Raw genomic sequence first — 13,860 nt, 5'->3', positions numbered from 1 at the left:
AAGGCGCACTTGAACATTCCCGCTCACGCTCCCTTGCACCTGCTGCATAGCGCCGCCGTCGGCACGCTCGCCACGCACGCGCGCCAGCCGGAAGGCTTTCCTTATCCGACCGTGTTGCCGTTCGCGCCGGACCCGCAGCATCGGCCGACCATTCTGGTGAGCCGGCTCGCCGAGCATACGCACAACCTGCACGCGGACCCGCGCGCCGGCTTTCTCGTGGTCGACGCGCCGGACGGCGACGTGCTCAACGGCCAGCGTGTCACCCTGCTCGGCACCTTCGAACCGGTCGAGCCGGCGCCGGAACGGGTCGCGCGTTATTTGCGCTATCACCCGGATGCCGAGCGCTATCTCGTGCTGGGCGACTTCACGTTCTGGACAATGAAGCTTGACCGCCTGCGTTATATCGGCGGTTTCGGCGCGATGGGATGGCTCGGCGGCGACGAACTGGACCCCTTGCCCGCGCTGGAATCCGTCGAGGAGCAAGCGCTTATTGACGAATTCGCCGAAGCCATTGCGAATACCGGCGCAGATCGATTGATTGGCGTGGATCGATATGGCGCGGATATGCGAGTGAATGGCGTGCGCAAACGATTCACCTTCGAAAACGCGAAGCCGGACATGGAAAGTTTGCACGCGGCGCTGGAAGATTGCGTGCGCCGCCACACTAAATAGGCATTTATTGCGGATCGGAAAACCACATCCGTGGGGAAAACCCATCGAAGCGGATGTGAATATCTTACGACGTTTGGATATGGAAGCTTTCATGGAATGAAATGTTTGCTTCTATTGCGCATCTTAATTTTCATCGGCTGATAATTAATCCCATATTTACCGATTGGATGCGCATGTTTTCAGCCAATGCCCAAGCAGGTAATTGAAAGGAAGGGGGCGACATGGCCTCGAAGGGAAAGTTTTTGAAACGGACGCGCATTAGTTTTATGCGGACACATTTTCAGCATTTCTAATTTGTGTTAATCTCGCGTTCAAATTCCGAGGCATGAACACCTTCAAAGGGCAAGCCGGCTTGAGACTGGCAGTCGTTAATCCAAACCACAAGGGAACCTATGTCTTCCTACAAGGAACTACTCGCTCAGCGAGAGAAGCTGGAAAAGCAGATCGAAGAAGCCAAGTCACGCGAATACGCTGAAGTGCTGAACGAAATCAAACAGAAAATGGCCGACTACGGCATTTCTCTGAACGAACTCGGCGGGGGCCGCGCGCCTAAAGGCGCCAAAGCGGCTCGTCCGCGCGCAGGTGTCGCACCTAAATATCGCGATCCGGATAGTGGCAGCACGTGGTCGGGCCGTGGCAAACCGCCGCGCTGGATTGCTGGTTTGGACCGTGAGAAGTTTCTGATTCAAAGATAATTTCTTAAGTTTTTCTTAAGTCCGGTAAATACGACGGGCATTAAAATGTAATACGAATGCCGACTCGGTCGCCTGAATGCGCTGACATCGTCGAGAAAAGCCGCGGACCGTTTGGGGCGCGGCTTTTTTTTTTGCCGACTTCATTTTCCGCATCAAACTCGCTTTGTTTCTCTGCGTCCGGGCACTTCACAGAAGTGGGATGCGAATGCTTTTCGTTTGCATAACCAACTGATTTTAAAAGAAGTTTTGCGGGTGTGCCCGCTCGCTTTCGAGCCGCGGCAGGTAGAATAGAGGGATTCAATTCCTCATTCTTCCGAGATGCCTTCCGCTGCGCTTGAGTCCACCGAGAAACACCGTGTCGCGCGCAAAAGTACGTTTGTCAGTATTGCGCTGAATACGGTATTGATGACGCTGCAAATCGTCATCGGCGTGTTTGCGCACTCGCAGGCACTGGTGGCCGACGGCGTCCATTCTCTTGCCGATCTGATTTCCGATTTTGTCGTGCTGCTGGCCAACCGGCATAGCGGCGTGAAGCCGGACGCCGACCATAATTACGGACATAGCCGTTACGAAACGGTTGCTTCGCTATTTCTGGGCGCGCTGCTGATCGCCGTTGGTGTCGGCATGTTGTGGCGCGCGGGCACGCGTCTCGCCGATCTGGGAAGCATTCCCGCGGTCCATTTGAGCGCGCTCGTCGTGGCCGTGATCGTGTTGATCTCCAAAGAGAGCCTGTTTCGCTACATGCTGCGCGAGGCGCAACGTGTGCGCTCAGCCATGCTGATTGCCAACGCGTGGCATGCGCGCTCGGACGCGGCGTCGTCGCTGGTGGTGGCGCTCGGCATTCTCGGCAGTCTCGCAGGTGTGCGGCTGCTCGATCCGATCGCGGCGGCGATCGTCGGCTTCATGGTGGCGCGCATGGGCTGGACGTTCGGCTGGGACGCGCTGCAGGATCTGTCCGACCGCGCGCTCGACGAAACCGCCACCGCCGACATGCGCGCGCTGCTGCTCTCCACGCCAGGCGTGCGCGACGTGCATGAATTGCGCACACGCAAGATGGGCGATTTCGCGCTCGTCGACGCGCATATTCTGGTCGATCCGCTGATTTCGGTGTCGGAGGGGCATTACATTGCCGAGTCGGCGCGCTTGCGCGTGCTGGGCGACAACCGCGTGCTCGACGCGCTGATTCACGTCGATCCGGAAAACGATGCGATCGCGCGTCCGCCCGTCGGGCTGCCGGCTCGCGAACGGGTTGTCGCGGAAGTCAACGCTGCGTTGGCGGCGGCCGGGCTGAAGGCCGCCGCGGTGAACATCCATTATCTGAGTACGGGGCTCGACGTCGAAGTGGTGCTGCCCGCGCTGCCTTCGCGAAGCCCCGACAGCGACGCGCGCGAACTCGCGCGCGTCAATCTCGGCGCGCTCAAGCGCCGCCTCGGCGCTCGCAAGCTCGACCTGCTGCGCGAGCTGAGCGAGCCGTCGTCGCAACCTGATGCGGGCGATGACCGTCGCCGGACCACGGCCCCGCACAGCGCCAACTGAGCATGCAGCCGCGCGCGGCCCCGAGCTTGACCAGCGTTCAGCCCGTCACAGTGGCAATTGCGTATCGAATTTGATTTCGCGCAGCACGACGCTCGTGCGCACTTGAGCGACAGCCGGAATCTTGAAAATGCGTTCGTGCAGAAAAGTGTCGTACGCCTTGATGTCGGGCGCGACGATTTTGAGGATGTAATCCGACTCCCCAGTCGTGCTGTAGCACTCGGTGACTTCCGGGCACGTAGCGATTTCCCGCTCGAACTGTTCGACACCGCCTTCCGTGTGGCGCGTGAGATGGATGTGCGCGAGCGCGCACACGTGCAGCCCCAACTTCTCGCGGTCCAGCAGCGCCGTGTAGCGCTGGATCACGCCCGATTGCTCCATGTCCTTGATGCGCCGCCAGCAAGGCGTGCTCGACAGGCCCACCTGGTCGGAAATCTCTTGCACCGAGCGGCGCGCGTCCAGCTGCAGAAGGCGCAGGATCTTTTGAGAGAACGTATCGAGTGTCAACTGCTCCTCCGTTTGCGTCGCCATATCACCGCATGGTAGAGGGCGCGAAAACGAAACGCAATGCAAAACGGCCCCGGCGAGGGATATTGCCTAATTTGCCGGTTCCGCAGCGGGATTTTGTCCTAAGTTGCCCCCATCTTGTCCGGCCGCGAGACCCGCCGCCTGAAGAATGCGCAAATCCTTCAACATGTTGCAAAAAAGTGCACCTTGTTCGATCGCGTCGTCCAGCGCGACGTGCGTGTGCGGATGATCGTCGAACCAGTGCTTCGGAAAGCGCGGCTTGATGTTCTTCCGATACGGCAGGCCGGTCATCGCGAAGGCGAGTGTCTTGATATCGAGCGCCGACCACGAGAACGGGCAGCGGCCGACAAAGCGCATCATGTACCAGAACATATAGGTGAAGTCGAAGCCGGCGGGCATCGCGACGAACACGGGCTTGCCCGGCAGCGCCTCGACCCAGTCGACATAAGCCGCCAGCGCCGCCTCGGGGCGCTGCAAGTCCGTGCGGCAGGCCGCCCAGGCTTCGGGCTGCGTCTTCCACCACGCTTCCTGCACGGGATGTGGCGCGGCGCCCTCCAGCAACTCAAGATTCGCGGAGAAGGTGGCGATGAGCCGCTTGTCCTCCGTGTACGCGGCCGAGGCGAAGCTCAGCATGGAATGTGGACCGGGAATCGGGCCGTCGGCTTCGACGTCGGTGCTCACATAGATTTCACCGCTCATGCCTCGACTCCGTCCGCAACATAGGGGTTGCTGCGACGCTCGGCGCCGAACGTCGATGTGGGACCGTGACCTGGCACGAAGGTGACGTCGTCGCCGAGCGGCCAGAGCTTCTCGCGGATCGAGCGCACGAGGTCAGCGTGATTGCCGCGCGGAAAGTCCGTGCGGCCGATCGAGCCGGCAAACAGCACGTCGCCCACCAGCGCGAGGCGATGTGCGCGGCTGAAGAACACCACGTGGCCGGGCGTGTGGCCGGGGCAGTGATAGATCTCCAGCGTTTCATCGCCGAATTGCACGGCGTCGCCGTTGTGCAGCCAGCGGTCGGGCTCGAACGCGTCGGCTGCGGGAAAGCCAAAGCGCGTGCTTTGATCCGGCAGCTTGTCGAGCCAGAAGCGTTCGTCGGGATGCGGGCCCTCGATCGGCACGCCGTAATGCGCGGCGAGCGTCTTTGCGCCGGCGCAATGGTCGATGTGGCCGTGCGTCAGGAAAACTTTCTCGACGCTCACGTTCTGACGTGCAATTTCGCCCTGAATGATGTCGAGGTCGCCGCCCGGATCGACGACGGCGGCGCGTCCGGTCGCCTCGCAAACGAGCAGCGAGCTGTTCTGCTGGAACGGCGTGACAGGAATCAAGGTGACTTTCATGGTGACGGCGCCGCGGGAAAAAGATTGATTGTACCGGCGTCTTCATGGCCTGCGCCGAGGCTAGCAGCGGGCATTCCAGCGCCTTTGCAGCGGGGTTTCGTCTGCTGATTTTTGCAGCAATGGAGAAGATTCATCAAGGTTTTCAGTCGCTTAGCGACGCAGAATTCTGTTTTGGGTATAATGCACTCCATGCACAAGGAATCGTGCTGTCACAAGGCGATGCGTCCCCATCAAAAATGGGAGCGCGGATCGCCACTCAAGTTTGGGCTGTCGCGGTTATGGACGGCCATCAGGTATCGATGCATTCGATGCACACGTCTTGCCCAGCCAGGCGCCGCGCGCCTGCTACGACTGAAACTGTCGTGACGCTGGGTGGGGCCTACGCCGCCGTTCCTGCGCGCTGAGTTTCGCGCGCGCAAGAACGTGTTTGCCACGTTCGATGGCGGCATGTGGGGTCTGGTCAGGCTGCCGGGGACAGGTTGCGCCAGACGTGAAAATTAACCGTGCGGTAGCGGCTGAATGAGCCGCATCCGGGCTTCTACGTACTGCGCACACTGGCGCGGCGCGTTGTCGTCCTTTGCCGCCGGAGTCGCAGCAACACGCAAAAGTTACGCGTGATGCGGCTCGACACTGTGATTGCACGTCTTATGAAAACTCGGTTATCCCGTAGTCTGGGGACTCTTTTTGCCTTTTTTGTGCTGGCCGGTTGCGCCACGCCGCCGGGCGCCGACAGCAGTTCCGCAAGCGCCATGCCGCTGCGCACAAACAATGCGCAGGCAGGTTCCTTCGGACCGCAAGCCTACGGTAATGCGCCGGCCTCGGACGTCGCCACCAAGGGCGGCCCGCTGGCCAATGCGAAGCCGCTCACCGATGACGGCGCGGATGTTTCGGACTTCCATCAGTCCGGCCGCGCCTCGTGGTACGGTCGGGGCTTCCACGGCCGCCGCACCGCGAATGGCGAACGTTACGACATGCACGCGTTGACCGCCGCGCATCGGACGCTGCCGCTCGGCTCGTATGTGCGCGTGACGAATCCCACCACGTCGCGCTCGGTCGTCGTGCGGATCAACGACCGCGGCCCCTATGCGCGAGGTCGCGTGATCGACCTCTCGATGGCCGCCGCCAATGTGCTCGATATGCGCCACGCCGGTACGGCGCGCGTGAAAATTGAAGGATTGACGCAGGAAGAAGCACGCGCCGCGCGTGATGAAACGCTGGCATCCAACTCGACTTCGACTGCTCAGAAGTAATTCAGGCGCGGCGCGCATAGCGCCGCTCGGCGTGAGGAGACCACACGCTGTCACCAAGGGGAAAAAGGGCCGCTCATCGGCATGAGCGGCCCTTTTGTTTTGTGCGGCTTCGCGCATGACGTGCCGCTTTCGTCAGTCCTCTTCTTTCTTGAGCGCCAGCGCCCGCGTGTACAGCGCGTTGCGCGACGCGCCGGTAATCGCCGCCGCGACCTTGGCGGCGCTGCTCACCGTCAACTCGTCCAGCAGGATCTGAAGCAGCGCGTCGTGATCTTCCTCGCCGGCGGTTTCCTGCTGCGCGCCCTCGACCACCAGCACGAATTCGCCGCGTTGCCGGTTGGGATCGGCGGCGAGCCACGTTGGCCCTTCGGCCAGGGTGCCGTGATGCAATGCTTCGTGTAACTTTGTCAGCTCGCGGGCGATCAGCAGCTTGCGTTCGCCGCCCAGCGTGTCGGCCAGCGCTTGCACGGTCTCGACGATCCGGTGCGGCGCTTCGTAGAAAACCATTGCGTGTGGATGCTTCGCCAGTGCTTGCAACGCGGCGGCGCGGGCTTTCGCTTTCGGCGGAAGAAAGCCGAGAAACGAGAAGGTCGCGACCCAGTCGCCGGCCGCGCTCAGCGCTGTGGCGAGCGCGCTCGCGCCTGGCAGCGGAATGACGGCAAGGCCCGCTTCGCGAACCGCATCGACGAGCTTCGCGCCCGGATCTGAGATGCCGGGCGTGCCCGCGTCCGACACGTAGGCCACGCGTTCGCCCGCTTGCAGATGTTCGACGATGCGTTGCGCGGCGGCCCGCTCGTTGTGTTGATGAACCGCGACCAACGGTTTCGAGATGCCATAGCGCGCCAGCAACTGACCGGTATTGCGCGTGTCTTCTGCGGCGATGCGATCCACGAGTCCGAGCACGTGCAGCGCGCGCAGCGTGATGTCGGCGACGTTGCCGATCGGCGTGGCCACCACATACAGCGCGGCGGCGGGGTACTGCTGCCCTTGCGCGAGTTCGGAAAGAGGAGTCATGAGGCAGAAAACGCAAACAGACGAAATGAGGCCGTCATTGTGCCACGCAGCGCCATGCGCTCCGGCCCGCGCGCCGAGTGGGAACACGCTTCGCGCGAGATCGAAGCCGGATGCTGCCACGTCCGACAACTTTTCCGGGCAAGCCGGGTCCAAACTCGTCGGCGCGGCGTTCGAGTTGCGTGCGCAAGAGTTTTTGCAGCGCCAGCGCTTGCGGTTCGTCGCGCGCAACTTCGCGTGTCGCGGCGGCGAGATCGACCTCGTCATGCGCGAGCGCGACGGCGCGCTGGTGTTCGTCGAGGTTCGCGCGCGCGGGCAGCGCAAATACGGCGGCGCTGCGGCGAGCATCGGGTGGCGAAAGCGTCAGCGAATCGTGCGCGCCGCGCAGCACTACCTCGCAAGCCAGAGTTCATCTGCACGCGCGCAGCCCGCGTGCCGTTTCGACGTTATTGCGTTCGAGGCAGGGCGCCTCGTTTGGTTGCGCGATGCTTTCCGGGCCGACGAACTCTGAGGCAACGCGCGGCGAACGCGTGTTAGTGCGATAAACTTGCGCTCGCGTGAAAGCTAGGGCGCGAAACACCAGGCGAAACGTTAGGCGAAACGTTAGGCAAAACAGCAGGCGAAACGTTAGGCAAAACAGCAGGCGAATCGTCGGGCGAGCGGCGCCGAAAAGCGCGCATGGTCATCGCGCGGATTTCGCGAGGTTCATGCGCTCGCGCTTTGCGTTGCTCTCAAAGCCGGATGAATGCAACGGCACGGCTCGCAGCAAATTCATTAACACGACTTCACAACACGGCCGCGCAGTGCGGCCCACTCGCGGTAGAAGATAGAGACTCGATGTCAGTCGAACGTATTCAACAACACTTCCGCGACAGCGCGGCAGTCAAACTCGAAGCCCTCGAAACCTTGTCGATGCCGATCGCCGCAGCGATCGACACGATGTTCGCCGCGCTCGCCAACGGCAATCGCATTCTCGCGTGCGGCAATGGCGGCTCGGCGGCGGACGCACAACATTTCGCCGCCGAACTGATCGGCCGCTTCGAGCGCGAGCGGCCGGGCTTGCCGGCCATTGCGCTTTCCACGGACACGTCCGTGCTTACCGCGATCGCCAATGACTATTCGTTCGACCAGATTTTTTCGAAGCAGGTGTGGGCCTTGGGCCAGCCCGGCGACGTGCTGCTTGCGATCAGCACGTCGGGCAATTCCGCTAACGTGCTCGCCGCGGTCGAAGCCGCGCACGAGCGCGAAATGATCGTCGTCGCGCTGAGCGGAAAGGGCGGCGGCCGCGTGCAGGACGTATTGAGCGATACGGACATCCACATCTGCGTGCCGTCCGATCGCACCGCGCGTATCCAGGAAGTGCATTTGCTGACCATCCATTGTCTATGCGACGGCATCGATGCCATGTTGCTGGGCGAAGACTGAGAACAATCCGAAGGAGAGCTAGTTGATGAGCGCATTCCGCGTCAAGAAGACACTGGTGAGAACCGTGCTGGTGGTTGGATTCGCGGCGGGGTTGTCCGCGACGTTGCAGGGTTGCTTCCTCGCCGTTGCGGGTGCGGCGGGCGGCGGCGCGCTGATGGCGACCGACCGGCGCACGCTCGGCGCGCAGACGGAAGACCGCGAGATTCAGGTCAAGGCGCTCTCGCAGATCAGCCAGAATCTGCCGGACTCGGCGCACGTCAACGTGACGGTGTTCAACCGCCGCGCACTGCTGACCGGCGAAGTGGCGGGAGACGCGTCGAAGCAGCGCGCGGAGACCATCGTGCGCGGCCTGAACAACGTGAACACGATCGTCAACGAACTGGCGATCATGCCGGCAAGCTCGTTCTCGTCGCGCACGAACGACACGTATCTGGAGACCCGCGTGAAGACCGCGCTGATCGCGGAGAAGGACATTTCGGCGAACGATTTCAAGGTCGTGGCCGAGCGCGGTTCGGTGTATCTGATGGGCCTCGTCACGATGGACGAAGGCAATCGCGGCGCGGACGTCGCGAGCCGTGTGCCGGGCGTGACGCAGGTCGTGAAGGTGTTCCAGTACATCCAGCCGCAGGAAGCCGCGGCAGCGGCGGCTGCAGCTGCGACGGCGCCGATTCCCGCTTCGCAGCCGGACGCGAGCGCGACGGTGGGCGCGATTCCGGATTCGTCGGTGAGTTCGCGGCCGCTCGACCAGCAGTCGCCGGCGCCGGTCACGAATTCGAACGCGGTGCATCCGGGCAACCCGAAGGCGCCGCAATGAAGGCGGGAGTTGCCGGAGTCGTCATTGCGATGATGCTGGGGGCGTCGGCGGGCTTGATTTCATCAACAGCACGTGCCGCCGATGCGCCGCGTGGTCAGCGAATCGCCAACGCGAATGCCTGCATGGGATGCCATGCGGTGGACCGCAAGCTGGTGGGTCCGTCGTTCCAGCAGATCGCCGCCAGATACAAGGGCGACGCTCAGGCGCCGGCGAAGTTGACGCGCAAGGTGAAGGACGGCGGCTCCGGCGTGTGGGGCATGATTCCGATGCCCGCGCACCAATCGATGAGCGATGCGGACATCCGCACGGTGGTACATTGGGTGCTCGCTGGCGCGCCCTCGAAGTGAGGTTTTGCCGCGCCTGGCGGCTTGGCAAAACGAAAAATGCTTGTGCTAGAATTGGTTGAATGTTGGGGGGGTAGCTCAGCTGGGAGAGCGTCGCGTTCGCAATGCGAAGGTCGGGAGTTCGATCCTCCTCCTCTCCACCACCGACATTCCAAAAAGCTCCGCAATATCCCTGAAACCCGCGGCCACCAAGGTCCGCGGGTTTTTTATTTCGGTTCGCGGACTATCAATTCCATTGCCAACCAGCCACACCCAGCGCTCCCCGCGCCGTATCGTGGCAATTCGCTTTCACCTGCCGCGCCGCTCGTCATTGTCGGGATCTCTGCGACGCTCTTTCATCGAAAACCCGGACAGCAGCGCCGCCGGGGTTTTCCATTAACGGCTTCGCAGCGCGCGCCGGAAGGCCGCGATCAGAACTGGGCCCACTCATCGTCGCCGCCGGCAGTGACAGCCGGTAGCGCTTTGGCCTTCACTGTCGAGCGCGCCGGCGCAGCTTCACGAGCAGGTGTACTCACGGCCACTGCACGAATCGCTGCTGCCAGCGGTTTCGCACGAACCACCGGCGACGTCACTCCACGCACACCGCCCGCGCCCACACCACCCGCGCCCACACCACCCGTACGCCCATCGCCCCCCCAACCATCCACAATCTGAAAAAACGCCACCGCCTCGCTCAGCTGCTGTCCCTGATCTTCCATCGATCGCGACGCCGCTGCCGCCTCTTCGACCAGCGCTGCGTTCTGCTGGGTGACGTTGTCCATCTGCGTGATCGCGAGGTTGATCTGTTCGATGCCGCGGCTCTGTTCGCTCGACGCCGCCGCGATTTCCGACATGATGTCCGTCACGCGCGCGACCGCTTGCGTGACTTCGCTCATCGTCTTGCCCGCTTCCCCCGCGAGCGACGACCCGTCGCGGATCTTGGCCACCGAGTCGGCGATCAGATCCTTGATCTCCTTCGCCGCGCTCGACGACCGCTGCGCCAGGCTTCGAACTTCGCTCGCGACCACCGCGAAGCCGCGTCCTTCTTCGCCCGCGCGCGCCGCTTCCACAGCGGCATTGAGCGCCAGAATGTTGGTCTGGAAGGCGATGCCCTCGATCATGCCCGTAATGTCCGCGATCTTCGCCGAGCTGGCGCTGATGTCCTGCATTGTGCTCACCACCTGATTGACCACCGCGCTGCCTTGTTTCGCAACCGACGATGCGTTCGCGGCCAGCATGCTGCCTTGCTGTGCGCTATCGGCGTTGTGCTTCACCGTCGATGTGAGTTGCTCCATGCTCGACGTCGTTTCCTGCAGCGACGCCGCCTGCTGCTCGGTGCGCTGGCTCAGATCCAGATTGCCCGCGGCGATCTGCCGTGCCGCGCCCGCAATGCTCGTGCTCGCGTCGCGCACGCGTCCGACAATCGTGGTCAGACGCCCGTTCATCTCGCGCAGCGCGCCGAGCAGTTTGCTGGTTTCGTCCTTTCCGTCGACGGCGATGCGCGTGCGCAAATCGCCTTCCGACACCGTCCGCGCGACGTCGATTGCAAGACGCAGCGGTCCGCTCACCGCGCGCGTCAGCACCATGCATGCGCCGACCGCCAGCGCGAGCGCGAGTAGCGCGATCGCGATCAACAGATTGCGCTGGTCCTCGTAATGCGCGGCATGTTCGCTGATCAGATCTTCCTCGCGCGTGTGCGCGTAGTCCGCATAGGCGTCGGTCGCGTGGATGAGCTGCGCGAGCAACGGCCGGCAGTGATCGTCCATTTCGATGGTGGCCTCGTCGCGTTTGCCCGCGAGCGCGAGGTTCACGATGTTGGTCGCGACCGGCCCATACAACGCTTCCACGCGATTGATGTCCGCCACGAGGCTGCGCGCTTTGTCGCTCGCGTCGACGCCCGTCACCATCTCGTTGAGTTTCTTGAGGTCCGCCTGGACGTCTTCGTGCGCGCGCGTCACCGCCGCTTTTTCGATGTCGAGATCCTCGGGCTTCGTCACGAGCACGAGGTTGCGCGCGGCAATCGCGCGGCGGTCGACGGCGGTTCGCACCTGAACGGCCATGTCGGCGCGCGCGTTGATGCCGCGCACGAAGAGGGAAAAGCCATCGGTCGAATCGCTCAGAGATTTCAGCGAAATGCCCGCCACGGCTACGACGATAAGAGAGAGTGTGCCGAAGCCGGCAATCAGCTTCGCTTTGATGGTGAGTCGGTTCAGCGCCGTCATATGGTTTTTTTCCTTGAACGAAACGCGGGCGTTTCGCAATGGACTCTCAGGTCCGGGCATGGAAAGCGTCTATCCGGTCGCCAAACGTTTGCTCGACCGCGCGCCGTGTTGTCGTTCTGTGCCGCCACAAAAGCGGCATCCCCGATGACCTGTTATCGGATCGCGCATGAGCGGACTTGAGGAGAATCGTCTGTCTTCCTCTGTGCTGTTATCCAGTTCGCATAGAGCGCTGAAGAAGCGCGGAAAAGGCATAAAAATACGCGGAGACGCGCCGCGCGGACGCGCCATCACGAGCGGTCCAAAGCAAGTTGTCAACGTCGTGTAAGGTGGTAAAGACCCGTCTTTTCGGGGGTTCGAACAGCGGCGACCTCTGTTACCCTACCGGTTCGCCAAGCGCGCCTCAGTGGACGCGTCCACCTTTTTAGCGCGCCAAGCCCGCGTATGCCCGAACCGAAGACAATGGTCACCCGTCGTCCGAACTTCATCATTGCAATCAGCGTCGTGCTGGCCGGCGCGATTCTGGCCATTGCATTGTGGGTGCTCGCGCAAATGCACGACGACGCGTTGCGGCGCGCGCAAGACTCGGTCTTCAACGTCTCGCTGCTGATCGAGCGTGACGTTTCGCGCAATCTGGAAATCTACGATCTGTCGATCCGCTCGGTGATCGAAGGCCTCAAGCAGCCGGGCGTGCAGCAACTGGATCCCAAGCTGCGGCAACTGGTGCTGTTCGACGGTTCGGCGTCGGCCAAAGATCTGGGCTCGATCCTCGTGATCGACGAAAACGGCTATATCAAGTTCGATTCGCAAGCTGTGCCGCCGCGCCACGTCTATCTCGGCGACCGCGACTATTTCAAGGTTCATCGCGATTCGCCGGACGTCGGCTTGTACGTCAGTCATCCGTTCATGCCGCGCACATCGGCCTCGGACATGAGCATCGGCTTGAGCCGGCGCATCTCGCGGCCGGACGGCAGCTTCGGCGGCGTGGTGGTCGGCACGATGCGGCTCAGATACTTTCGCAGCCTGTTTCAGGGCATGAACCTCGGCGCCGGCGGATCGATCGCGCTGATGCTGACCGACGGCACGATGCTGATGCGCCGTCCGTACGACCTGAAAACTATCGGCATCGATCTGACCGACACTGCTAACTATTCGCGCTTCACCGAGCAGCCGAGCGGCGATTTCTTCGGCACGGCGGCGATCGACGGCGTGGAGCGCTGGTATGCGTTCCGCCATATCGACATGTATCCGCTGATTCTCGACGTCGCGCTGTCCACGCAGGACATCTACGTGGGCTGGCGGCGGCGCGCATGGATCATCGGCTCGTTGATCGCCGCGCTCGACCTGACGTTGATCGCGCTGGCCGTGCTGTTCGCGCAGCAGATGCGCGGGCGCCTCGCCGCCGAAGAGGAATTGCGCATACTCGCGCGCACCGACGGTCTGACCGGCCTCGACAACCGCCGCGCGTTCGAGGAATCCGCGGAAACAGCATGGCGCCGCGCGCAACGCAGCGGCGCGCCGCTGTCGCTGCTGCTGATCGACGTCGACAGTTTCAAGGGCTTCAACGACCTCTACGGCCATTCCGCCGGCGACGAAGCGCTCGTTACCGTCGCGCGTTGCATTGCGCAGAACGCGCGGCGTCCGGGCGACACGGCGGCGCGCTACGGCGGCGAGGAATTCGCCGCGCTCCTTCCCGACACCGACGAGGCCGGCGCCCTGCGCATTGCCGAGCAGATTCGCTCAGCCGTCCACGCGGTCGCGCTGGGTCACGTGGCGAGCTCGCATCACGTACTGACGGTCAGCATTGGTGTCGCGACCACGGAGGGCGTGGCGTTCGCGACCTACCGCGAGCTTGTCAACGCGGCCGACCAGGCGCTTTACGGCGCCAAGGACGCCGGCCGAAACCGCATCCTTCCTTATCGCGCGATGGCTGGCGCGGCGGGCAACCCGATCGTTGTTGTTCCAGGACACTGAGGCGCGCCTCTAATATTTGCCCGGGTAATATTGCGCTTTAATTAACCCGGATATAATTCGACAAATTCTCTTGAACTGG

General features: G+C 62.6%; 15 protein-coding genes and 1 tRNA gene. 11 read left to right on the top strand and 5 right to left on the bottom strand.

What is annotated here, in order from left to right; all coding sequences use genetic code 11:
* The first annotated feature begins 9 nt into the window (after window positions 1-9).
* The 3 genes from VOM14_RS24925 to VOM14_RS24915 all read left to right on the top strand — a co-directional run bounded on the left by VOM14_RS24925 (window position 10) and on the right by VOM14_RS24915 (window position 2,903).
* Complete coding sequence (locus VOM14_RS24925; protein WP_327631430.1) at window positions 10-672, top strand: HugZ family pyridoxamine 5'-phosphate oxidase; 663 nt, start codon at window positions 10-12, stop codon at window positions 670-672.
* 392 nt (window positions 673-1,064) lie between these two features.
* Window positions 1,065-1,367 (top strand): H-NS histone family protein, encoded by a 303-nt coding sequence (locus tag VOM14_RS24920; protein WP_327631429.1) that lies wholly within the window; start codon window positions 1,065-1,067, stop codon window positions 1,365-1,367.
* 318 nt (window positions 1,368-1,685) lie between these two features.
* A complete protein-coding gene (locus VOM14_RS24915; RefSeq protein WP_327631428.1) occupies window positions 1,686-2,903 on the top strand; it encodes a cation diffusion facilitator family transporter in 1,218 nt (405 codons plus the stop codon).
* Between the two features lie 45 nt (window positions 2,904-2,948).
* On the opposite strand, the gene VOM14_RS24910 is transcribed toward VOM14_RS24915, so the two are convergent.
* The 3 genes from VOM14_RS24910 to VOM14_RS24900 all read right to left on the bottom strand — a co-directional run bounded on the left by VOM14_RS24910 (window position 2,949) and on the right by VOM14_RS24900 (window position 4,768).
* Window positions 2,949-3,407, bottom strand: coding sequence for an Lrp/AsnC family transcriptional regulator (locus tag VOM14_RS24910; RefSeq protein WP_006050474.1), 459 nt, complete (start codon window positions 3,405-3,407; stop codon window positions 2,949-2,951).
* Between the two features lie 90 nt (window positions 3,408-3,497).
* Entirely contained in the window at window positions 3,498-4,127 is a 630-nt protein-coding gene (locus tag VOM14_RS24905) for an exonuclease (RefSeq protein ID WP_327631427.1), read from the bottom strand.
* Window positions 4,124-4,768 carry an MBL fold metallo-hydrolase gene (locus VOM14_RS24900; protein WP_327631426.1) on the bottom strand — a complete coding sequence of 215 codons (645 nt, stop codon included), beginning with the start codon at window positions 4,766-4,768 and terminating at the stop codon, window positions 4,124-4,126. Before VOM14_RS24900 ends, VOM14_RS24905 begins: the two co-directional genes overlap by 4 nt.
* 44 nt (window positions 4,769-4,812) lie before the next feature.
* Between VOM14_RS24900 and VOM14_RS24895 the strand changes: the two genes are divergently transcribed.
* Window positions 4,813-5,172 carry a hypothetical protein gene (locus VOM14_RS24895; protein ID WP_327631425.1) on the top strand — a complete coding sequence of 120 codons (360 nt, stop codon included), beginning with the start codon at window positions 4,813-4,815 and terminating at the stop codon, window positions 5,170-5,172.
* Between the two features lie 243 nt (window positions 5,173-5,415).
* A complete protein-coding gene (locus tag VOM14_RS24890; RefSeq protein WP_442955582.1) occupies window positions 5,416-6,018 on the top strand; it encodes a septal ring lytic transglycosylase RlpA family protein in 603 nt (200 codons plus the stop codon).
* 132 nt (window positions 6,019-6,150) lie between these two features.
* Here the strand turns inward: VOM14_RS24890 and rsmI are convergent, their stop codons facing one another.
* Window positions 6,151-7,029: a 16S rRNA (cytidine(1402)-2'-O)-methyltransferase gene (gene rsmI / locus VOM14_RS24885; RefSeq protein WP_327631423.1), complete on the bottom strand. Its 879-nt coding sequence runs from the start codon at window positions 7,027-7,029 to the stop codon at window positions 6,151-6,153.
* A 37-nt stretch (window positions 7,030-7,066) separates the two neighbouring features.
* Between rsmI and VOM14_RS24880 the strand changes: the two genes are divergently transcribed.
* The 5 genes from VOM14_RS24880 to VOM14_RS24860 all read left to right on the top strand — a co-directional run bounded on the left by VOM14_RS24880 (window position 7,067) and on the right by VOM14_RS24860 (window position 9,752).
* On the top strand, window positions 7,067-7,537 hold the full coding sequence (locus VOM14_RS24880; RefSeq protein WP_442955584.1) for a YraN family protein: 471 nt from the start codon (window positions 7,067-7,069) through the stop codon (window positions 7,535-7,537).
* Window positions 7,538-7,863: 326 nt separating this feature from the next.
* Window positions 7,864-8,451 carry a phosphoheptose isomerase gene (locus tag VOM14_RS24875; protein ID WP_327631421.1) on the top strand — a complete coding sequence of 196 codons (588 nt, stop codon included), beginning with the start codon at window positions 7,864-7,866 and terminating at the stop codon, window positions 8,449-8,451.
* 25 nt (window positions 8,452-8,476) lie between these two features.
* Window positions 8,477-9,265, top strand: a complete 789-nt coding sequence (locus tag VOM14_RS24870; RefSeq protein ID WP_327631420.1) for a BON domain-containing protein — start codon at window positions 8,477-8,479, stop codon at window positions 9,263-9,265.
* The gene (locus VOM14_RS24865; RefSeq protein WP_327631419.1) at window positions 9,262-9,612 is read left to right on the top strand and encodes a c-type cytochrome; all 351 of its coding nucleotides are present in this window, start codon (window positions 9,262-9,264) and stop codon (window positions 9,610-9,612) included. Before VOM14_RS24870 ends, VOM14_RS24865 begins: the two co-directional genes overlap by 4 nt.
* A 64-nt stretch (window positions 9,613-9,676) precedes the next feature.
* A tRNA-Ala gene (locus VOM14_RS24860) sits at window positions 9,677-9,752 on the top strand.
* A gap of 267 nt (window positions 9,753-10,019) precedes the next feature.
* On the opposite strand, the gene VOM14_RS24855 is transcribed toward VOM14_RS24860, so the two are convergent.
* Window positions 10,020-11,810: a methyl-accepting chemotaxis protein gene (locus VOM14_RS24855; protein ID WP_327631418.1), complete on the bottom strand. Its 1,791-nt coding sequence runs from the start codon at window positions 11,808-11,810 to the stop codon at window positions 10,020-10,022.
* Window positions 11,811-12,251: 441 nt separating this feature from the next.
* Here VOM14_RS24855 and VOM14_RS24850 point away from each other — a divergent pair, with 441 nt between their 5' ends.
* Window positions 12,252-13,781, top strand: a complete 1,530-nt coding sequence (locus tag VOM14_RS24850) for a sensor domain-containing diguanylate cyclase (protein WP_327631417.1) — start codon at window positions 12,252-12,254, stop codon at window positions 13,779-13,781.
* Window positions 13,782-13,860 lie beyond the last annotated feature (79 nt).

Source organism: Paraburkholderia sp. MPAMCS5 (assembly GCF_036016995.1).
GTDB lineage: Bacteria > Pseudomonadota > Gammaproteobacteria > Burkholderiales > Burkholderiaceae > Paraburkholderia.
The sequence above is the reverse complement of the archived record's forward strand: the minus strand, read 5'-3'. Positions and strand labels throughout refer to the sequence as shown.